Source organism: Cerasibacillus sp. JNUCC 74, assembly GCF_053667775.1.
This window is the reverse complement of sequence record NZ_CM132207.1, coordinates 1,250,560-1,269,525: the sequence shown is the minus strand read 5'-3', so window position 1 is coordinate 1,269,525 and position 18,966 is coordinate 1,250,560. Positions and strand designations below refer to the sequence as shown.

General features: G+C 36.9%; 11 protein-coding genes and 1 riboswitch. All 11 genes read right to left on the bottom strand.

The window, feature by feature from the left end; translation table 11 throughout:
- Positions 1–98: 98 nt before the first annotated feature.
- The 11 genes from glpK to JNUCC74_RS05505 all read right to left on the bottom strand — a co-directional run bounded on the left by glpK (position 99) and on the right by JNUCC74_RS05505 (position 18,448).
- Positions 99–1,595, bottom strand: a complete 1,497-nt coding sequence (glpK, locus tag JNUCC74_RS05555; protein ID WP_454067244.1) for a glycerol kinase GlpK — start codon at positions 1,593–1,595, stop codon at positions 99–101.
- 12 nt (positions 1,596–1,607) lie between these two features.
- Entirely contained in the window at positions 1,608–2,444 is an 837-nt protein-coding gene (locus JNUCC74_RS05550) for an MIP/aquaporin family protein (RefSeq protein ID WP_454067243.1), read from the bottom strand.
- Between the two features lie 949 nt (positions 2,445–3,393).
- On the bottom strand, positions 3,394–5,790 hold the full coding sequence (locus JNUCC74_RS05545; protein ID WP_454067242.1) for a penicillin acylase family protein: 2,397 nt from the start codon (positions 5,788–5,790) through the stop codon (positions 3,394–3,396).
- Between the two features lie 455 nt (positions 5,791–6,245).
- Entirely contained in the window at positions 6,246–8,093 is a 1,848-nt protein-coding gene (asnB, locus tag JNUCC74_RS05540) for an asparagine synthase (glutamine-hydrolyzing) (RefSeq protein ID WP_454067241.1), read from the bottom strand.
- A gap of 210 nt (positions 8,094–8,303) precedes the next feature.
- Positions 8,304–10,121, bottom strand: coding sequence for an oligopeptide ABC transporter substrate-binding protein (gene opp4A / locus JNUCC74_RS05535; RefSeq protein ID WP_454067240.1), 1,818 nt, complete (start codon positions 10,119–10,121; stop codon positions 8,304–8,306).
- A gap of 97 nt (positions 10,122–10,218) precedes the next feature.
- Entirely contained in the window at positions 10,219–11,067 is an 849-nt protein-coding gene (locus JNUCC74_RS05530; protein ID WP_454067841.1) for an ABC transporter permease, read from the bottom strand.
- A gap of 89 nt (positions 11,068–11,156) precedes the next feature.
- Positions 11,157–12,119: an oligopeptide ABC transporter permease gene (gene opp4B, locus JNUCC74_RS05525; protein WP_454067239.1), complete on the bottom strand. Its 963-nt coding sequence runs from the start codon at positions 12,117–12,119 to the stop codon at positions 11,157–11,159.
- Positions 12,120–12,123: 4 nt separating this feature from the next.
- Positions 12,124–13,056, bottom strand: a complete 933-nt coding sequence (locus JNUCC74_RS05520) for an ABC transporter ATP-binding protein (RefSeq protein WP_454067238.1) — start codon at positions 13,054–13,056, stop codon at positions 12,124–12,126.
- Entirely contained in the window at positions 13,037–14,062 is a 1,026-nt protein-coding gene (locus tag JNUCC74_RS05515; RefSeq protein WP_454067237.1) for an ABC transporter ATP-binding protein, read from the bottom strand. Before JNUCC74_RS05515 ends, JNUCC74_RS05520 begins: the two co-directional genes overlap by 20 nt.
- Before the next feature lie 415 nt (positions 14,063–14,477).
- Positions 14,478–14,584, bottom strand: a riboswitch (SAM riboswitch).
- Between the two features lie 1,219 nt (positions 14,585–15,803).
- Entirely contained in the window at positions 15,804–16,283 is a 480-nt protein-coding gene (locus tag JNUCC74_RS05510) for a hypothetical protein (protein WP_454067236.1), read from the bottom strand.
- 587 nt (positions 16,284–16,870) lie between these two features.
- Positions 16,871–18,448: an esterase/lipase family protein gene (locus JNUCC74_RS05505; protein WP_454067235.1), complete on the bottom strand. Its 1,578-nt coding sequence runs from the start codon at positions 18,446–18,448 to the stop codon at positions 16,871–16,873.
- Positions 18,449–18,966 lie beyond the last annotated feature (518 nt).

Below are 18,966 nucleotides of genomic sequence, written 5' to 3'. Positions count from 1 at the left end.
CTCCTTAACCCTATTGTATTATATTTTGGCTTAAGAATAAAAAGAGGTCACTCCCACCTTCTTAAGATAATCATGACCCCTATTTTCTATTCGCCTGCTTATTTAAATGCTCGGGTTGCTTCCACTGCTTTTTTCCATCCAGCATAAAGTTCATAACGCTGTTGCTCGCTCATTTTGCTATGAAATGTCTTTTCTACATCCCATTGTGTAGCAATTTCATCTTTATCTTTCCAATAACCAACTGCTAATCCAGCTAAATATGCAGCCCCCAATGCTGTAGTTTCTTGAATAACAGGGCGTTCGACTGGTACTTCGCCTAGAATATCACTTTGAAATTGCATTAGGAAGTCATTCTTTACTGCTCCGCCATCTACACGTAATGTTTTTAATTCTAAGTTTGAATCGGCAACCATTGCCTCGATAACATCTTTTGTTTGATAAGCTAGTGATTCCAATGTGGCACGAATAAAATGACCTCTTGTCGTTCCACGAGTAAGACCGAATACGGCTCCTCTAGCTTCACTATCCCAATACGGTGTACCCAATCCTACAAATGCAGGAACCATATATACACCTTCTGTGCTATCTACACTTTTAGCATAGCTTTCACTTTCTGGCGAATCTTCAATTAACTTTAGTCCATCACGTAACCATTGAATGGCAGATCCTGCTACAAATACACTCCCTTCCAATGCATATTCAACTTTCCCATTAACACTACAGGCCAAAGTTGTTAATAAGCCATGCTTTGAGGGTATACCCTCTTCACCAGTATGCATTAACATAAAGCAGCCAGTTCCATATGTGTTTTTAACCATGCCTTTTTCAAAGCAAGCCTGACCAAATAGTGCAGCTTGTTGATCACCAGCAATTCCAGCAATTGGTACTTCTTCTCCAAAGAAATGATAAGAAATAGTATGGGCATATATTTCAGATGATTGTTTTACTTCGGGAAGCATACTTTTCGGTACAGTCAAAATATCTAAGAGCTCATCATCCCATTTCAAATTGTAGATATCAAACATTAATGTACGTGACGCATTGGTATAATCTGTTACATGTACTTTTCCAGCAGAAAACTTGTAAATGAGCCAGCTGTCAACCGTACCAAATAATAAATCTCCATTTTCTGCTTTTTCTCTTGCACCTTCTACATTATCTAAAATCCATTTTACTTTTGTACCAGAAAAATATGGATCGAGCAATAATCCCGTTTTTTTCCTAAACAATTCATTATATCCAGCATCCATCAATTCTTTAACAATACCCTCTGTTTGCCTGGATTGCCAAACGATGGCTCGATAGATCGGTTTTCCTGTATGCTTATCCCAAACGACTACCGTTTCTCGTTGGTTTGTAATCCCAATAGCAGCAATTTGATTAGCTTCTAGATCAGCTATTCGTAACACTTCAGCAATACAGGCAAGAACGGATGTCCAGATTTCATTAGCATCTTGCTCTACCCAACCCGGATGTGGAAAAAACTGTTCAAATTCCCTTTGTGCAGTAGCAACAATCTCTCCATTATGATTAAATATGATTGCCCTAGAACTTGTTGTGCCTTGATCAATAGATAGGATATATTTATCTTTCATTTTGTCATCCCCCTAAATAATTTCATTCTTTATTTTAGCAGAATTATCTCCCTTATTCTTTAATTCTACACTCAGTGCCCCTAAAATAAGAATAGCAATTATCCCACTTAACAGCCAAAATCCAATGGTCAACTCTCCTACGAACAATGCATCATAAAAGAAAGCTCCATAAATCCCTCCAATAATAGGTCCAACAATCGGCACCCAAGAATAGCCCCAATCGGAACTCCCTTTTCCGGGTATTGGAAGTATTGCATGAGCAATTCGCGGTCCAAGGTCACGGGCAGGATTGATTGCATATCCAGTTGGCCCTCCTAAAGACATACCTATTGCTATAATTAATACCCCCACAACAATTGGGTTTAAACCTTCTGTAAATTCATTTGCCCCAATAAACAATAACCCCATTACAAGAACGAACGTACCAACAATCTCAGATAATAAATTGGCTAATGGACTGCGAATGGCTGGGATCGTTGCAAAAACGCCGAGCTTTGTTGCTTGGTCTTTTGTTTTTCTCCAATGGGCTAAATAATTTAAAAAGACAATCGTTGCCCCAATAATCGCTCCAATTATTTGTGCAGTAACATACATCGGTACTTTCGACCATGGAAATTCGCCAATAGCAGCAAATCCAATCGTTACAGCCGGATTAATATGGGCAGGAGAATAATTGCCAACCGCATATACTCCAAACGTGACCGCAAGTCCCCAGGCAATCGTAATAACTATCCAGCCTGCGCCTTCAGCTTTGGATGATTTTAATGTTACCCCGCCTACAACGCCACCACCAAGGATAATCAAAATCATTGTACCAATTAACTCAGCTAGAAATTCAGATTCTGCCATATGTAACACCCCTTTGTATCAGTTTGATTAATTATGAGCAAACAAAAAAGACCACACTTTTTATCCATATTTTCACCTTTGGAACATACGATAAAAAGTGTGGGTCTCCTATTCTCCGCCACATAATTAACTTATGTTTAAATATTAGCTGATGTTGAAAACGTTGTCAAGATAAAAACAATCTTTATATGCATAATCTTGACAAGTCTTTGAACGGATTAACCTTTCTGTGGGCAGTGTTTGACTGTAAGCTATCGCTGAGGGCTTTATCATAAATGATGATGTTGCTTCAATTACTGCCAAAAGAGGAAACGCCAAAACCTGAACCAAAAAAACGTGGACGTTAAATCTAAAAACGTGTATAAACAATTGGCTAAAGAAACAAGCTGAAAAGGAGGTATACCTACCTCTTTATAGAGGAAAATGGAAGCACAATTAGATGTTTCTTTAGAGGTGCACCGGGTCATCCGGAGTATAGAATAACGAAGATGAAAATTTTATAACACAACCTATTTAAGATGTATAGATATAGTTAATATTTGATCATGGTGGAAAAAAACTAGAATCTTATCCTATGATTTAAAAACTTCAGTCTAAACCGGAATTTGTACCCATTAGGTAAACTTCCATGGTAACAGCCAAAAATCCCGCAGGAAGCCACTCTTTGCTTACGAGGAGTTGAGGCGTTGCCCACGGAAAGTAAGTATATACGGGTGGGATTTTTTAAAGTATAATATTAAAACACTGAAAATATGAACTTTTTTAATAGGTGCTATTATGAAATTGATTCACTCTTAAAATTAGGAAAAAATATCTATTCTCCAACTTATTTCCCGGGGAATAATATCAACTTTTCGTTTCAGCTGTGAAATCAATTGTTCTATGCTGTTTTAAAAGGACGCTATGATCTTAGCTGATTCTGTCTTTATTCTTTTTAAATACACGAAACCTAATTATCTTTTTTAGGCTGCAAAATCAATGGTTTACCTACTGTTTCATTCAGCTTAGTTATATGATAATTGCCAGTAACCCAATCCTCTAATTGATCATCATACCATTTACTTTTAATATGTCCTGACTGTCCGGGTGCAACAAGATGATATCCTTGATCCGCTTGACTCATATCAATAACAAATCGCCATGGTGCTCCGTGATTAATAATTCCCGTTTCAGAGTCATAATCTGCCGCCATTGGAGTTACACTGCTCCCATTTGACGGGATCGGACCCTTACGATTAAAAAGGAATGCTAACACAGGATGGATACTGGACAGGGGATGCTTAAACTCTACCTGGTGATAATCCCCCCACTGCCATTTTTCCGAGTTCTTTCCGTATTCCTTTTCCAGATTGGATAATGCTTGATTTAAAGATTCAGATAAAATATTTTGTAATCCGCCTTGATCATTAATCCACTGTGAAGTTTCTTCTTTTATTGCCGTTCGTAACAACTCATCGGTCGTTTGTCCCTTAGATGTGAACAAATTCATCATTGAATCCGGAATATCTTGATAAATAATGTTTTCTAATGTTTCGTACCAGTGATGAAATATTAACGGTTGCGCAGCTGTCGATAAATCTTTATAGTCCCATTTTCTTAAAAGTTCGATTGCTTGTTTCGCTTGACCTGATAAGTCGATTCCTTCTAATTCAGTAATAAACAAAGGTACGAATTCTTTAGCTTGCCTATTAAAGCTATCCATTTGCAGTTTTTTCATATCCTGTATTGTTAATCTCTCGTTCGCTTCAAGTACTTCTACTATCCGTTCATAACGATAAGGCTGTGCCCATACATTACTTATATGATAAGGATAATCATCCATTGTAACTTTATTATTTGCAGTGGCAATATAATCTTTTTCAGGATTTACGATAGTTGGAAGCTTGTCAAAAGGTATATATCCTTTCCATTCAAAATCCTTATCCCAGCCAGGAAGTGGCAATAATGCCTCCTTTCCATCTCTATAAATTGGAATATTGCCATTTGCTTTAAAGGCAATGGTTCCATCAACGGAGGCAAATACAAAGTTTTGTGCTGGAACTAAAAATTTTTCCAGTCCCTTCTCGAATTCTTGCCAATTTTCTGCCTTGTTCATTTGTAAAATTGCCTCTAACTCCGTTGTCGGCTCTAATGCTGTCCATCGCAATGATAGTACATTATCTTTCCCACTATCTTCAGCAAATTCGGAAATGACTGGACCATGCCTCGTCTCAACGACTTGATAATCAATTGTTTTCCCGTCCTTCACAGCAATGGGTTCCTTTATAACTTTTGCTTGTTCCCATTTTTCCTCATACAAATATTCTGTCGGCTGATCAGGATTTCTTTTTTCCAAATATAATTGCTGAACGTCTGGTCCGGTATTCGTTACGCCCCAGGCAATTTTGTCATTATGCCCTAAAATAATTCCTGGAACGCCTGCAAAAATTACACCACTCACTTGTTGTTGATTTGTTTTTAGTTTCATTTGAATCCAAATAGAGGGGGTTGCTAATCCCAGGTGTGGATCATTTGCTAATAGCGGTAAACCCGTTTGCGTTTTTTCTCCGGAAATAACCCAATTATTACTGCCATTCAATTCATGGGGAATAATTGCTTTTTTTAAACGATCATGAACAGAAACAAATTCTTCTTCCATAATAACTGGCTTGTGACTAGGATAAGAAGGAAATAAATCATACGCTTTCTTTTCATTATAGTTTTGTAAAAGAAAATAATGAAAAGCTTGACGCTCCCAATGTCCACCCAGGTCAAACGCCATATATTTACCAATCGTTAATGAATCCAATGCCGTCCATTCTTTTGGTTCAAATCCCATTATGGTAAATTCTATTGGCAAACTACTATCTTCCTTTGCTTGGTTAATATACGCATTTATGCCTTCTGCAAAAGCATGTAAAATCTCCTTTGCTTCCTCACTGTAAACGTCATATGATTGTGCTGCAGCTCGGCGTAACCCTACCGTCCGAAAATATTTATCCTGATCCACAGCTGCTTCTCCGACAACTTCACTTAATGTACCAGAGGCTTGTCTACGCGACATTTCCATCTGGAACAAGCGATATTGTGCTTGCACATATCCTTGTGCCATATATAAATCATGATCATTTTTAGCGTTTATTTGTGGTACACCCTGTCCATCCGTTATGATTTCAACCTCCTTTTTCAACATCGGAAGTTCAATGGTACCTTCTATTTGTTCAACCGGTTTCTTTGTGTATTCGTTCCCATATAAAGCAAGTAAAAACAATAAAACTGCCAACATACCACTAATAATAATAACCCACTTTTTTTTAACTCGTTTCTTTCCTATTTCTGTTTGTTTATCCAATACACGCTCTGCCATACCCTTCCTCCTTGCTTATTTTCCGCTTTAATGTCTTCCCCCCTCTTTATTTAATATATTCTGTAAAATAATGAACTATGTTCGTAAAAAAATATCCCGTATCACCTTTAAAAGATACAGGATAACTGATTTTCATATCATATTGTTTATCTGGTAAAACATCCATATAGCATTTATTCAGAACTCTAAAAAAGCTTGTTTAAAGCTCAAAAAGCTCTCTAAAAATCTAGTAAAATCTATCATTGTCTTCATTTATTGCTATTCAAGTATCAAGCTACATAAAATAAAACTTCCATCAGAGGGGGTTTTCTCTTATGGTTAGTACCTTAATGGTATGCCCTAAAGGCCTTTAAACCAATCGGACATTTGACTTTCAGTTAGATGTGGGATAAATTGTTGGCATTGAATCTTCTCAAAAACGGCTTCAACTTTTTTCCCTAATTTGTATCTCCCTATCAGTCTACTATATTAACATCATAGATGCGTAACCAATAATCAATTTGACACAGGTGGGCAATTAATTGTGGTCCTTTCATTAACTGTCCATACCAAGGGTCTTTAAACTCTTTGCCTTCACTTTCTAAAATCGCTTCTACCTTGTCTTTCTTTAAAAACTCAAATAAGCGCGCATCTTTATCATTGATAATCTCATGCATCCAAGCTTTTACTCCATTCGTATATTCTGGTTGAAATGTTTTAGGAAAAGGGCTTTTTTTACGATATAAAACATCATCTGGTAAAATACCCTCCATCGCTTTTCGCAAAATTCCTTTTTCCTGCCCACCCATCATTTTCATTTCCCATGGAATATTCCATACGTACTCAACTAATCGGTGATCTGCATAAGGAACTCTTACTTCTAAACTGGCACCCATACTCATCCGATCTTTACGGTCAAGTAACTGTGCCATAAACCAATTCATATTTAAATAGAATAGCTCTCTTCGTCGTGCATCAACATCAGACTCCCCTTCTAAGCGCGGTGTTTCATCTAACGTTTCTTTATACCGCTCATAAACATATTCCTTCAACTTTAACTTTTTACTCCATTTTTCATGGAGTAAGTCTATCCGTGATTCTAATGACCGAATCCACGGAAATCCTGTTCCTGCTGCAGTTGACGGATCATGAAACCATGGATAACCACCAAATATTTCATCGGCACACTCTCCAGAAAGACTTACGGTCGCATGCTTTTTAATTTGTTTGCAAAACCAGAGCAGCGATGAATCGATATCTGCCATTCCTGGCTGATCTCGTAATGTTACCGACTCTTTTAAATGCTCGGCAAGTTCTTGTCCGGTAATCACTTCATTATAATGTTTTGTAGTAAATTCCTTAGCCATCAACTGAATAAAAGGTTGATCCATAGAAGGCTGAAATTTACTCACTTTAAAATATTGTTCATTACCTTCATAATCAACAGAAAATGTGGTTAACACACCTCTGCGTTTAGCTTGTAAATAATTAGCAGCAATTGCTGTAATCGCACTGGAATCCAGTCCCCCTGATAAAAACGTAGAAACTGGTACGTCTGCTACCAGTTGTCGCTGTACGGCATCGATAAACAACTCCCTTACCGTTTGTACCGTTTCCTGTTCCGAATCCGTATGCTTACGGCTTTTGACATTCCAATATCGCCACGTTTTTAAACCATTTTTGGAAAACGTAAGTGCATGACCTGCCCGCAATTCTTGCATATTTTTAAAGAGACCGTGTCCCGGTGTTCTTGATGGACCCAAGCCGAAAACCTCTGCCAACCCGGTGGAATCTATCTCAGCCTTTACAGCTTGATGAGCAAGTACTGCTTTTAACTCCGAACCAAAAATAAATTGACCTGATTTTTCTTGATAAAATAATGGCTTGACCCCTAACCGATCCCTGGCTAAAAATAACTGGGCTTTTTGCCCATCCCAAATAGCAAAAGCATAAATCCCATTCAAATAGTCAACACATGATTCTTTCCACTCCAAATAAGCAGTAAGTAACACCTCCGTATCAGAAGTCGTCGTAAAGGAGTAACCTTTATTTCTCAATTCATTGCGAAGTTCTTCTGTATTATACAGCTCGCCATTATATATGAGGGTATAGGTGAATCCATCCTTAATACGCTGCATTGGCTGTTTTCCACCCTCCATATCAATAACAGACAGACGCTTATGACCAAAAGCGACATGTTGATTCATCCACGTATTTGTTTCATCTGGGCCACGATGGGCTAATGTTTCTGTCATATTTACAAGCATCTGTCTATTTCTTCGCACATCGTTCTGCCAATCCATATATCCTGTAATTCCACACAAAATCTGTCACCCTCCCTGGAAGCATAAAAACTAGCTTACAAAACAGTTTATGCGGAAAATGTCAGCAGTATGCCTTTCATGGGTTGGGGCCATATTCTAGAAGAACAAAAGCTAGAAGGGCTCGATTATCAGCGAACAAACGGAAAGTTTCCTGAGCAATAAAAATAGGCAGTCTGTCGAATATTACAAACAGACTGCCTAAATGATATGTTATTCTGCTTTCATTGGTTCTTCTTTGGTTACAGCAATTTCATGCCGCTTTAAGCCATAATACTCTATTGTATAATTTAAAACACGATTATTAACAGGAACGACGACAGCGCGATAATGAGTTGGAATAACTGGAACTTCATCTACCATTAATTGCTGCCATTCTTTATACACTTTCTGACGATACTTTTGATCCATCGCTTTTTCGGATGCACCTTCAGCTAACAACTTATCATTTTCTTCACTTGCATAACGCGTATAGTTAAATAATGCATCGCGACCGTATAAACCAGCAGGATTCACATCTGTGGCTACGCCCCATGCCGCCATATAAACATCAATCTTAGGATCATCTTCTCCAGTATTGCCGATTCGATCATAAAAGGAGTTAAATTCATGCAAGCGACCGTCCAGCAATTGTACATTTAGCCCTACTTCTTTCCAAGCCTGAATATAATAATTAGCAACTGGTTCAGCAGTATCCCCACCGGACATCGAAGCGAAGTTAATCACTAGTTCTTCCCCATCCGGATTTTCTCGCATACCATCGTTATTTACATCCTTATAGCCTGCCTCTTCCAAAATTTTCTTTGCTTTTTCCGGATCATATGCTATTCCCGGGTTTTCCTGATCATGGAAGTTCGGATGAGACGGTGGAATTAAGGTAGTAGCATTCCAGCGTAAACCATTATAAAACTGTTTTCCCACAGCTTCGTTATCAATCGCATGCCACATCGCCTTACGCAAATTCACATCTGCCATTTTCTTATTCGGGTCAGGCTTGACTTCTTTCTTCTTTTTATCCCATGTTCCTAATTTAAAGCCAATATAGGAATAAGCCATGTCAATATTTCCTAAAAACTCAACATTTGACATATTGGCGTTATCCGGATATTGATCGACTGGAAATTTATCAACTGTGTCCACTTCTCCCGTTTTCAACGCTTGGACAACCGTTTTTGGATTTACTACTTTAATCGTCACCTTATCTAATTTCGGTTCTCCCTGCCAGTAATCTTCGTTTTTCGTAAGCACGACAGCTTCTCCCGGAGTAATACTCTCTACTTTAAACGGACCAAAGCCAATTGGCTTTTCCCGTACTTCTGGTGATTCAGCCATTTTTGCTACCGGAATATCCTTAAAGATATGTTTCGGTAAAGCATAAGACCAAATACCTCCACTTAATAAAGACGGTGATGCTTGTTTATACGTTATTTTCAATGTTTTGTCATCGATCACTTCAATCCCTGAAATAGAATCCGCTTTGCCACTATGATACTCTTCCATTCCTTCAATAATGGTAAAATCTTCACCATAGCGAACACCCGTATAATCGGGATCTGCAATAACTTCATGGGCAAAGGCCCAATCTTCGGCAGTTACCGGTTTTCCATCATGCCAATTCACATTATCCCGAATCTTAAAAGTAAACACTTTCCCACTGTCGTCTATTTCAAATGTTGCAGCTCCATCTTGTGTTAAATTATGATTTTTATCAGTAGCTAATAACGACTCATCAAACCATTTGATAATTTCATCATCATGTTCACCTGAGTAAAAATTAAAGTTTAATAATCCCTCAAAAGCCGTATCTGTAACGAGACCGTATTTAAAATGACCTCCGTCTATCGCTTCACCTTCATTTTTCTTCTCTACATTAAAATCCTCAATCGAAAATACTTGTTCACCGTTTTTTTCTGACTTCTTATCGCCAGATTTGTCTGACTTGCTTTTATCATCGCTGTTACATGCTACTAGAGCAAGCAATAATCCTAGCATACATGCATATAGCATGAAACGCCAATTTCTTTTTTTCATAAAATAAACCTCCTTTTTTAATTCACGTCATGTTGACGTCATCTATACCTAACATCATCCTATGATGTAAGTAGCTTAAAAAATTACGTGTTTTTTATCAGCCTCTACGTTGTCGGGCATCCGTTGCACGTTTTAAAGCCTCTCCAACATTTCGAACAGCCAACATCAATAGGAAAACCATTACCGCAGCCGGCAACCAAATCCACCATCTTAACTCTAACGTTTGTGGATTTCGCGCATATCCTAACAATGTCCCGAGACTTGGAGTTGATTCAGGAAATCCAAAACCTAAAAAGGAAAGCCCGGATTCCAGACCAATATTAGCAGCTAAGTTTAACGTCATCGTTACAATGATAATTGAACTCAAGTTTGGTAGTACTTGCGTAAACATAATCTTCCAATCTGGTGTACCTAATGTTTTGGAAGCTTGGGCATAGTCCAACTCTCTTTCTTGCAATGCCTTTGAACGAATTAAACGAGCTATTCCCATCCATAAAAAAGCTGTCATAATTAAAGAAAATGACCATATGCTATACTTGGGCACAATTGCTACAAATACAATAACAATCATTAAAAAGGGTAAGATTAAGAAGAAATCAACAATTCGCATCATTATATTGTCGATGGTTCCACCATAATAACCAGAAACCAATCCATAAACAACACCAATAATCCCTGTCATCAATGTTACTAATATACCAATTGATAAAGAGTTGCGTGTTCCGATAATGAGCTGTCCAAAGATATCCCGTCCACCATAATCGGTTCCCAGCCAAAATTCAGAAGACGGAGGTTGGTTAATCACAAATAAATCAACTTTAACAATTTCCTCTTGGTTTAAAAATAAAGAAATACCATAGACAAATGCTGTAATGATCACAAGAAATAATAATGAAAGAAGTGCAATTTTATCCCGGACAATTTCTCGCCAAATAATGCTTGTCATCGAAGGGGCTTTTTCTGTATCTGTATGAATAATGTTGATGTTTGTATGTTCCAAACCATATCACCTCCATGTTAGATAACCAAATAAATTTACTTAATTCGTATCCTAGGATCCACTAAACTTAAAATAATATCTGATAAAAGCGCACCTAAAATAGAAGCAATTCCGAATAATAAGACAACAGATGTTACGACACTATAATCGCGTTGTAAGACAGATTCCATAAATAATAATCCCATTCCGGGATAACTATAAATCGTCTCAATAAAAACAGTTCCACCAATTAAGCCAGTAATTTCAAAGCCAAAATATGCGGCTATTGGCAGTAAAGAGTTTCGCAAAATATGCTTGTTATAAACTCGTGACTCCGAAGCACCTTTAGCTCGGGCTGTGATGATAAAGTCTTTTTGTTTCGTGTCAATAATTTCACTTCGCAAATACTGTACTGTATTTACAGTAGTAATTAATGCCATAGAAATTGCAGGCAATAATAGATGATTAAACTTGCTCATGATATAAGCAAATGACCCGGGCTCTAACCCTGGCTCAACGCTTCCGCCTGTAGGAAACCAGCCAAGTGTATACCCAAATAGCCACAGCATGACAAGTGCAAAAATAAATAACGGTGTTGCAAACCCAATATACGTATATCCGGAGATTAATTGGTCACGTAAAGTATCATTATAACGACCGCTTATAATACCAAGAGGAATAGCTATAATATAAGTGAAAATTAACGTTACTAAAGAAAGCCAAAAGGTATTAACAAGTCGCTCTCCAATTAATTTTTCAACCGGCATTTTAAAGCGAAAAGATTGCCCTAAATCTCCTTGCAAGGCTGAAGTAAACCAATCAGCATATTGCTCATACCAAGGATCATTAAGTCCCAATTTTTCCCGTTGCTCTTCCATAGCAGCTGGATCGATATTCGGATCGATTAAACCTGATAATGCATCTCCAGGCATCATTTGTGCCATAATAAAAACTAATACACTTAACAAAATGATTTGCGGCATCGTAATCAATAGTCGTCTAACAATAAATTTCCACATGTTATCAACCTTTCTGCGGCAAAGCTACTAAATGAGTATTGGATATACTCCGTAAACCGTAAGCCAAGCCTTCATGATCAAAATAATCATCATAATGTTTCTTATATTCTTTTTCTACTTCATCTCGCCATTTCTGTAGTTTTTGTCGCTTAAAAGGATCGATATCCGGAATCGCCGAAATGAGACGTTTTGTATAAATATGTTGAGGATTATAAAAAATGTCATCCCTAGAACCCTCTTCTACATAACGTCCTTTGTACATGATGCCTATTTCATCACACATATGTTTTACAATACCTAGGTCATGACTAATGAAAAGATACGTTAAATTTAAATCCTTTTGAATATCCTTTAGAAAATTTAGAACTTGAGCTTGAACCGATACATCCAGAGCAGATACTGGCTCATCTGCTATAATTAATTTTGGCTTTAATGCAATCGCTCGGGCAATTCCAATTCGTTGCCGTTGTCCACCTGAAAATTGGTGTGGATATTTAAAAATGCTTTCTGGGCTTAAGCCAACATGTTCCAGCAATTCTTGTACTCGTTTTCTTTCTTCCACTTTTGATAATCTTTCAAAGTTGCGTAGCGGTTCTGCAACAATATCGAATACTCTTTTTTTGGGATTTAAGGAAGAGTAAGGATCTTGAAAGATCATCTGAATTTCTTTACGAATATCCCTGCGGTTTGATTTTAAATTCGTTAAATCAACACCAGAAAATCGTATATTTCCGCTCGTGACATGATTTAATCCAATAATCGCACGTCCTGTTGTTGTTTTACCTGATCCTGATTCACCTACAAGACCATATGTTTTTCCTTGTTCAATAGAAAATGAAACTCCGTCTACAGCCTTGATCTCGTCAATTTTCCGATTTAAGACTCCTCCTCGAATTGGAAAATGGACTTTTAAATCTTTAACTTCTAAAAGTGCCATTACCAAACACCTCCTTATTTTGTTCCTCTGGGAAGTAAAAGTGTTGATAACACGTACAGCGAACAAAATGATCAGGAGCGACTTCACGCAATTTCGGGTCCGATTCGTGAGCTGTTCTCTCTACCCACGGAATTCGTGCAGCAAACCGACACCCTTCACGCGGTAGATTTTGCAAGGAAGGTACAATTCCTTGAATGACATGAAGCTTATCGTTTACTTGATCTGTATTTGGTATGGAGTTTAACAACGATCTAGTATATGGATGTAGAGGGTTTTTAAACAGTGTTTGTACATTTGCTACTTCAACAACTTGCCCTGCATACATTACTGCTACACGATCTGCCATCTCTGCCACAACCCCTAAATCATGGGTAATCAAAATGATACCTGTGTTCATCTTGTCTTTTAAATCATTGATTAAACGTAATATTTGAGCTTGAATGGTTACGTCTAAAGCTGTTGTAGGTTCATCAGCAATTAGTAATTTTGGTTTATTTGAGATAGCTATTGCAATCATAACCCGCTGTCGCATTCCACCTGATAATTGATGGGGGTATTGTTCACATGTATACGCTGGTCTAGGTATGCCAACTTGTTTTAGTAAGTGAATAACCTGATCTTGGCGCTCTTGCTTCGTTAGTTCCTTATTGTGGAGTAATAATGCTTCACCTATTTGTTCCCCAACAGTCATCAATGGATTTAATGCTGTTAAAGGATCTTGAAAAATCATAGCCATGTCATTACCTCGGAGCTTATTTAATTTTGCAATTGGTAAATGAACAATATCTTGGCCATGAAAGTAAATATTCCCCTCTATCTTTGCTCGATTATGTAATCTCATTATCGAGAATGCTAAAGCACTTTTTCCAGAACCTGACTCACCTACAATCGCCATCGTCTCATTTTTATTTACCAATAAAGAGACATCGTCCACTGCAGCATAATAATGATCTTTAATTCTGAAAGAAGTTTTTAAATTTTTGATTTCTAATAAATTATTGCCCATGTTGATCCCTCCTTTTTAAATTAGTAGCATTAACCTTATTCTTTATTATTTCGGAATTTTCCGACCTATATAATTCTAAAAATAACTGTCAACTTTAAAACAAACAGACCAAACCTAAATTTTTAAAATAATCTAAAAATGGGATAGTATATCATATGCTGCTTTTTAAAAAAAGCTACATTTTTAAAAAAATCTAACTCATTTGCGTTAATTGTCTGAAAATTACAGTTATAAGTCATTTGCAGTCATTCATTGGCATTTAAATCCCCAAATAGATAAAAGACTAAAGAATATAAAAAACAATTCTAGTTTTAAGTCTAGTTCGGTGCTAAATGTTTAGCTTTACTTGTCATATAAAAGCAAAATACCCCCCCTTGTATATTTTCAAGAAGAGATACCATTTCATTGGGGTCTCCTCTTATTTATCAAGCATAAAATGCTTGTTGGACTTGGCACAGGAAAGTATTATTCCCGTTGCCGAGGTTTCTTTGGGCCAATTCCCTCCACCTCTCTTAATAAGAAGTATTGTATATTAAATTATTGTTACTATAGTATTACTTATTTTATTTTCTGTCAAATACTATTTTTGTATTATCTTACTTTTTTCCTAATTAATATCATTTTATTTAAAATTAATAGTCTAGAAAGCATGATTATATTAAAACGCGTCTTGAAATATATTTGCAACAAAAATGTAAGACTATACTTTAATACAGACGAATAATATTATAGTTTTCAAGTAACATTGGAATAAAGTGAAACTTCATTCCGTGGAATGTTTTTTACACGGAATGTTAGTACCACAAGGGTATGACCTAAAGGCCCTTGAACGAATCGGGCAGCATTTATATGCCGTTTTCTCCCACTTAGACCCTTTTGTACCAACTCAGGCTCTTAAAGTGGGAGATTACGGCACCTTACATGCAGGATAAATCTTCAATACAAGGGGAACAATGAAAGCGGTTATTTTAGCTAGGGGAAAATGGTTCCCAGACTTTCTTCAAGCAGGATAGTATAAATAAGCATTTAAAACCGATGATTTATTACCCTTTATCTGTTTTCATGATAATTTATTAGAAAAACTGGAAAATTCAGTGAAACAACTCTATATGATCCCGGAAACTCTTATAGAGATTCTACAGTTGGGGCAGATATGTTCGTTAACAGCTTTGGTACCATGTAAAGAAGATTGAACATTTAAATATAGATACAAATGCACGAAAGGATTTAGGAATAGGCTAAATTTTTTCAGCTGTTCCAATTGTTCATGCAAACGAGCTTGGTCTTTCTTTAGAGCGAATGGGTAATCACAAAGAGGCAGTATGAATATCTGACTTTATCAGGTATCGTAAATATAATTCGGAAGGCATTTTGACACGTAGAAAAGGAGTAAATGTACGTTTTTAGATTAGAAAAACTTGGCTTATCGCCCAATCTTTAAAGCTATCGTTTTTCTTATACGATAAAGTGAAACTTCATTCTGTGGAATGCTTTTTACACGGAATGTTAATACCACAAGGGTATGACCTAAAGGCCCTTGAACGAATCGGGCATTTAGGTGCCGTTTTCTCCCACTTTGACCCTTTGTATCAACTCAAGATTTTGAAGCAGGAGTCTTACGGCACCTTACATGCGGGATAAAGCCTAAAGTTTTATACTTTTCTATAGCGAAAGGGAAACGTTTACATTAATGAAGAAACCAGACAACAAAAAAGCCCTGTAATTCACCACTCCCCATTTTTTATTCACTCTCGTGACTGCTTTCACCGACATTTTTATAATCCCATAAAACCGACCATTCTCCTTCTACCTCCGTCATATATACGTCTTGAACGATTGTAATATTTCCATATTTCCCATTAAAATGTTGTGATACTGTAATTCGGTACACAGTTGGTATCGGCTCGGCATCCGTTGTTGGAGCCCAATCCTTTATTTCTTCCACCTCACCAAAGCTATAGGTAAAGTACAATACACCAAAATAGTTCATAATTGCTTCTGAGCGATCTTGTATATAGGTATCTTTCGCAAATTTATCTTTCACAATGGGATGGAGCATTTCCCATGATTTCGAAAAAGCCCCTTGCTGTTCATATGTAAAAAATTCTTTGCAAGCTTCTTCTGCTTGATTTTCAGGAGATGATTTTACTACAAGATAAGCCGATATCACTAAAATACTAACCATAATAATTCCAAATAATAGAATGACTCGTTTGTTCATCGCGCTCCCCCATCTCCTGATAATTCTCATACTAGCTTATTCGGAACGGCTTGCAATTATTAACATTTGTCAAGCATAAGGATGGAGAAAACCCGATCAACGTTTGAGCTGAAGTTTTTAGAAGTTTCCTAGTTTTAACTGCGAGTCACCTATTATATTCATGGCTGCCTTTTTTTCTTCTAACGATTATTCCCTTTTTTCTTAGATTTTTATTAGCTTTCATTTATGTACTTGTACTTCTTAAGTTAGCATTTCTTAAAATTCATTTTCACTAGTCTGTTTGGTACAGATTATCGTATTTAAACTCTATTTTTGTGTATTTACAAAAATACTTGCTTAACAAAAATACTGGTGACACGATTTAGAGAACATAACAGCTTTTCATTGTGATTAAACTGTTGGAAAACGTCCTTTTCATAATAATTAATCATTTCATGTTTTATCAGTTACCGTCTTGTTATCTCTAAAAATACAGTCCTTGAAATTGCCACTAAAAAAGAATCGCAAGCTGTAATGATTATATATTTCAACTATTATTCATTACAGCTTGCATTGTAAGCATTAGAAGTTCTTTATATACTTCCGCCTTAATCAGACAAGTAAACAGAATCGATAATCGTACGTTTGAATGGTGATCCTGAAGCTGTTTCACCTTTAATGTCAATCGTAATATTATAAGCACGATTCTTTTTTAAATGCGAGAGTTCTTCTGATAAATTAATAGTTCCCTTCGTTTTCCATGTCGAGACATTATTCTTCTTTCCTGATTCAATTACCGTATAAACAGCTTCAATACTATCTTCTTTAACATAAGATTTATCCGCCTTTAGTTGGTATTTTCCAGAGATATTTTTATCTTGATTGACATGTGAAATAATTTTCTTGTCATTTGCTTTGCTAAACTGAACATGGAGCAAATAAGCATTTTCTTCAGGACTTTGCATTTGTATCGACCAATCCCCTTGTGGAGGGTCATCTACTTCAATATTATAGGCTATTACACCATCAAAAACGCCCGTTTCCTCCATTGTCGCAACTTGATTTGCTGAATAAGCATTGCCCTTAGGATCTACAAGCTGTACGTCAGTTAGTTGGTATCCTGTGTATAATTGTAATGTCATCTTATCTACATCCGTTTCAATTGGAAAAACTTGTTTCGCTTGCTTACCCTTGGTTAATTTATTTCCATGAATATACCGGTCAGCATCAGGGGCATTCGTGTGCATCAAGTTGGATTTACTCTGATTTCTATTCTTCATATCTGCTGAAATATAATTTTCAATCACAGGAAAGATAATATTACTGCGAATGGAGACGTGATTCCAATCACCGATCCCGATTTCTTGACCCTTCGGCAAACGGGTACTTACTGCTGTAACTACTCCATCATTTTCACCATAACTGGATAAATAAACGCCGCCAAACCAAGTTGCAGAAAATATATTTCCCCAATCTTTTCCGCCAACTGTGTAAAAATCATTTACATACGCATACGGTTTGTCATCAGTGATTGAGCGAAAATATTCCATATAACCTGTTTCTACTGCCGATGTACCTTCCCCTCGCAAACCTAATAGTTGCGCTAACCAGCCAGCCCAGTTACTATTTGCTAAATCCGCTAATTCTGACCCATAGTGAGGACTAGATAATGTAATTATATTGTCAACATATCGCCATGCTCCATAATACGTCACCGCTGCTTGTGTATCTACTCCCCCCTTACTGTAGGCTATGACTGTAATCGGCTTACCATTAAAATACGCCGATATCTCTTTAATTTTTTCGGCAAGTAATTTTCCATTATCCCACATATCCGCCGAGGCTCCACCTGCATCATAAAGCTGAATAAAAGCAGTTTCATACCCCGCTTCATTTGCTGCTGAATACAAGCCATTTTCTTCCCAAAAAGTTTGCGCAACACCATTTAAACCAGGGACAAACAATAAAACCGGAGCATTTGGTTGTGGATCAGCCGGCGATTCCCCTACAAACCATTCACCGGGTGTTTCATTATTTCCATTCCCTCCCTTCCCCATTATCGAGTGCTCTTTTTCTTTGCTAACCAATTTTGGCTCAGCCAAACCTTCTGATTGGGCAATTACATAAGATGGAATGGATACGACAAACAATCCTAAAAGAAACAAGATGAACAATCGTTTTGTCATTTGGTTCTCCTCCATTTAATTTGTAATTATATTTAAACATCATTTAAAATGATGGAATTAGAAGGTAGATTCTATTTTGTTTTCAGCTATCGATAATTTGCACATTGCTTGGAAAGCATCGTAGTAACTCAAATTCATTGTGGTGTTTTCGTTTTGTGAGGATTGGTTGACGAAATATTAAAATTTTTCTAAAAAAATCAAACAATTTATTTAAAGGTGAAACAAATAAATGTATTGCATAAATAAATCACAGTTAGACAAAGGCGTTAACGTGCATGTTCAAAAGAAGATAAATAGAATCGAGGTAGGCTAAGTTCTCAGGGATCGTTGTTACAATGCCGACACTAGCATGTCCTATCTACTCGAAGTTCCAGATGGTGAAGTTTTGAGTAGCGCGCTTGTACAGGATGTACTAACTTCAACGGGGCCCACAGGACGTACGGCACCTTTAGTAGGAAATCCTTTAATAAATACATGAGCACTCGTATAGCTTCCTTGAGACTCATTTCCAAGAAGCG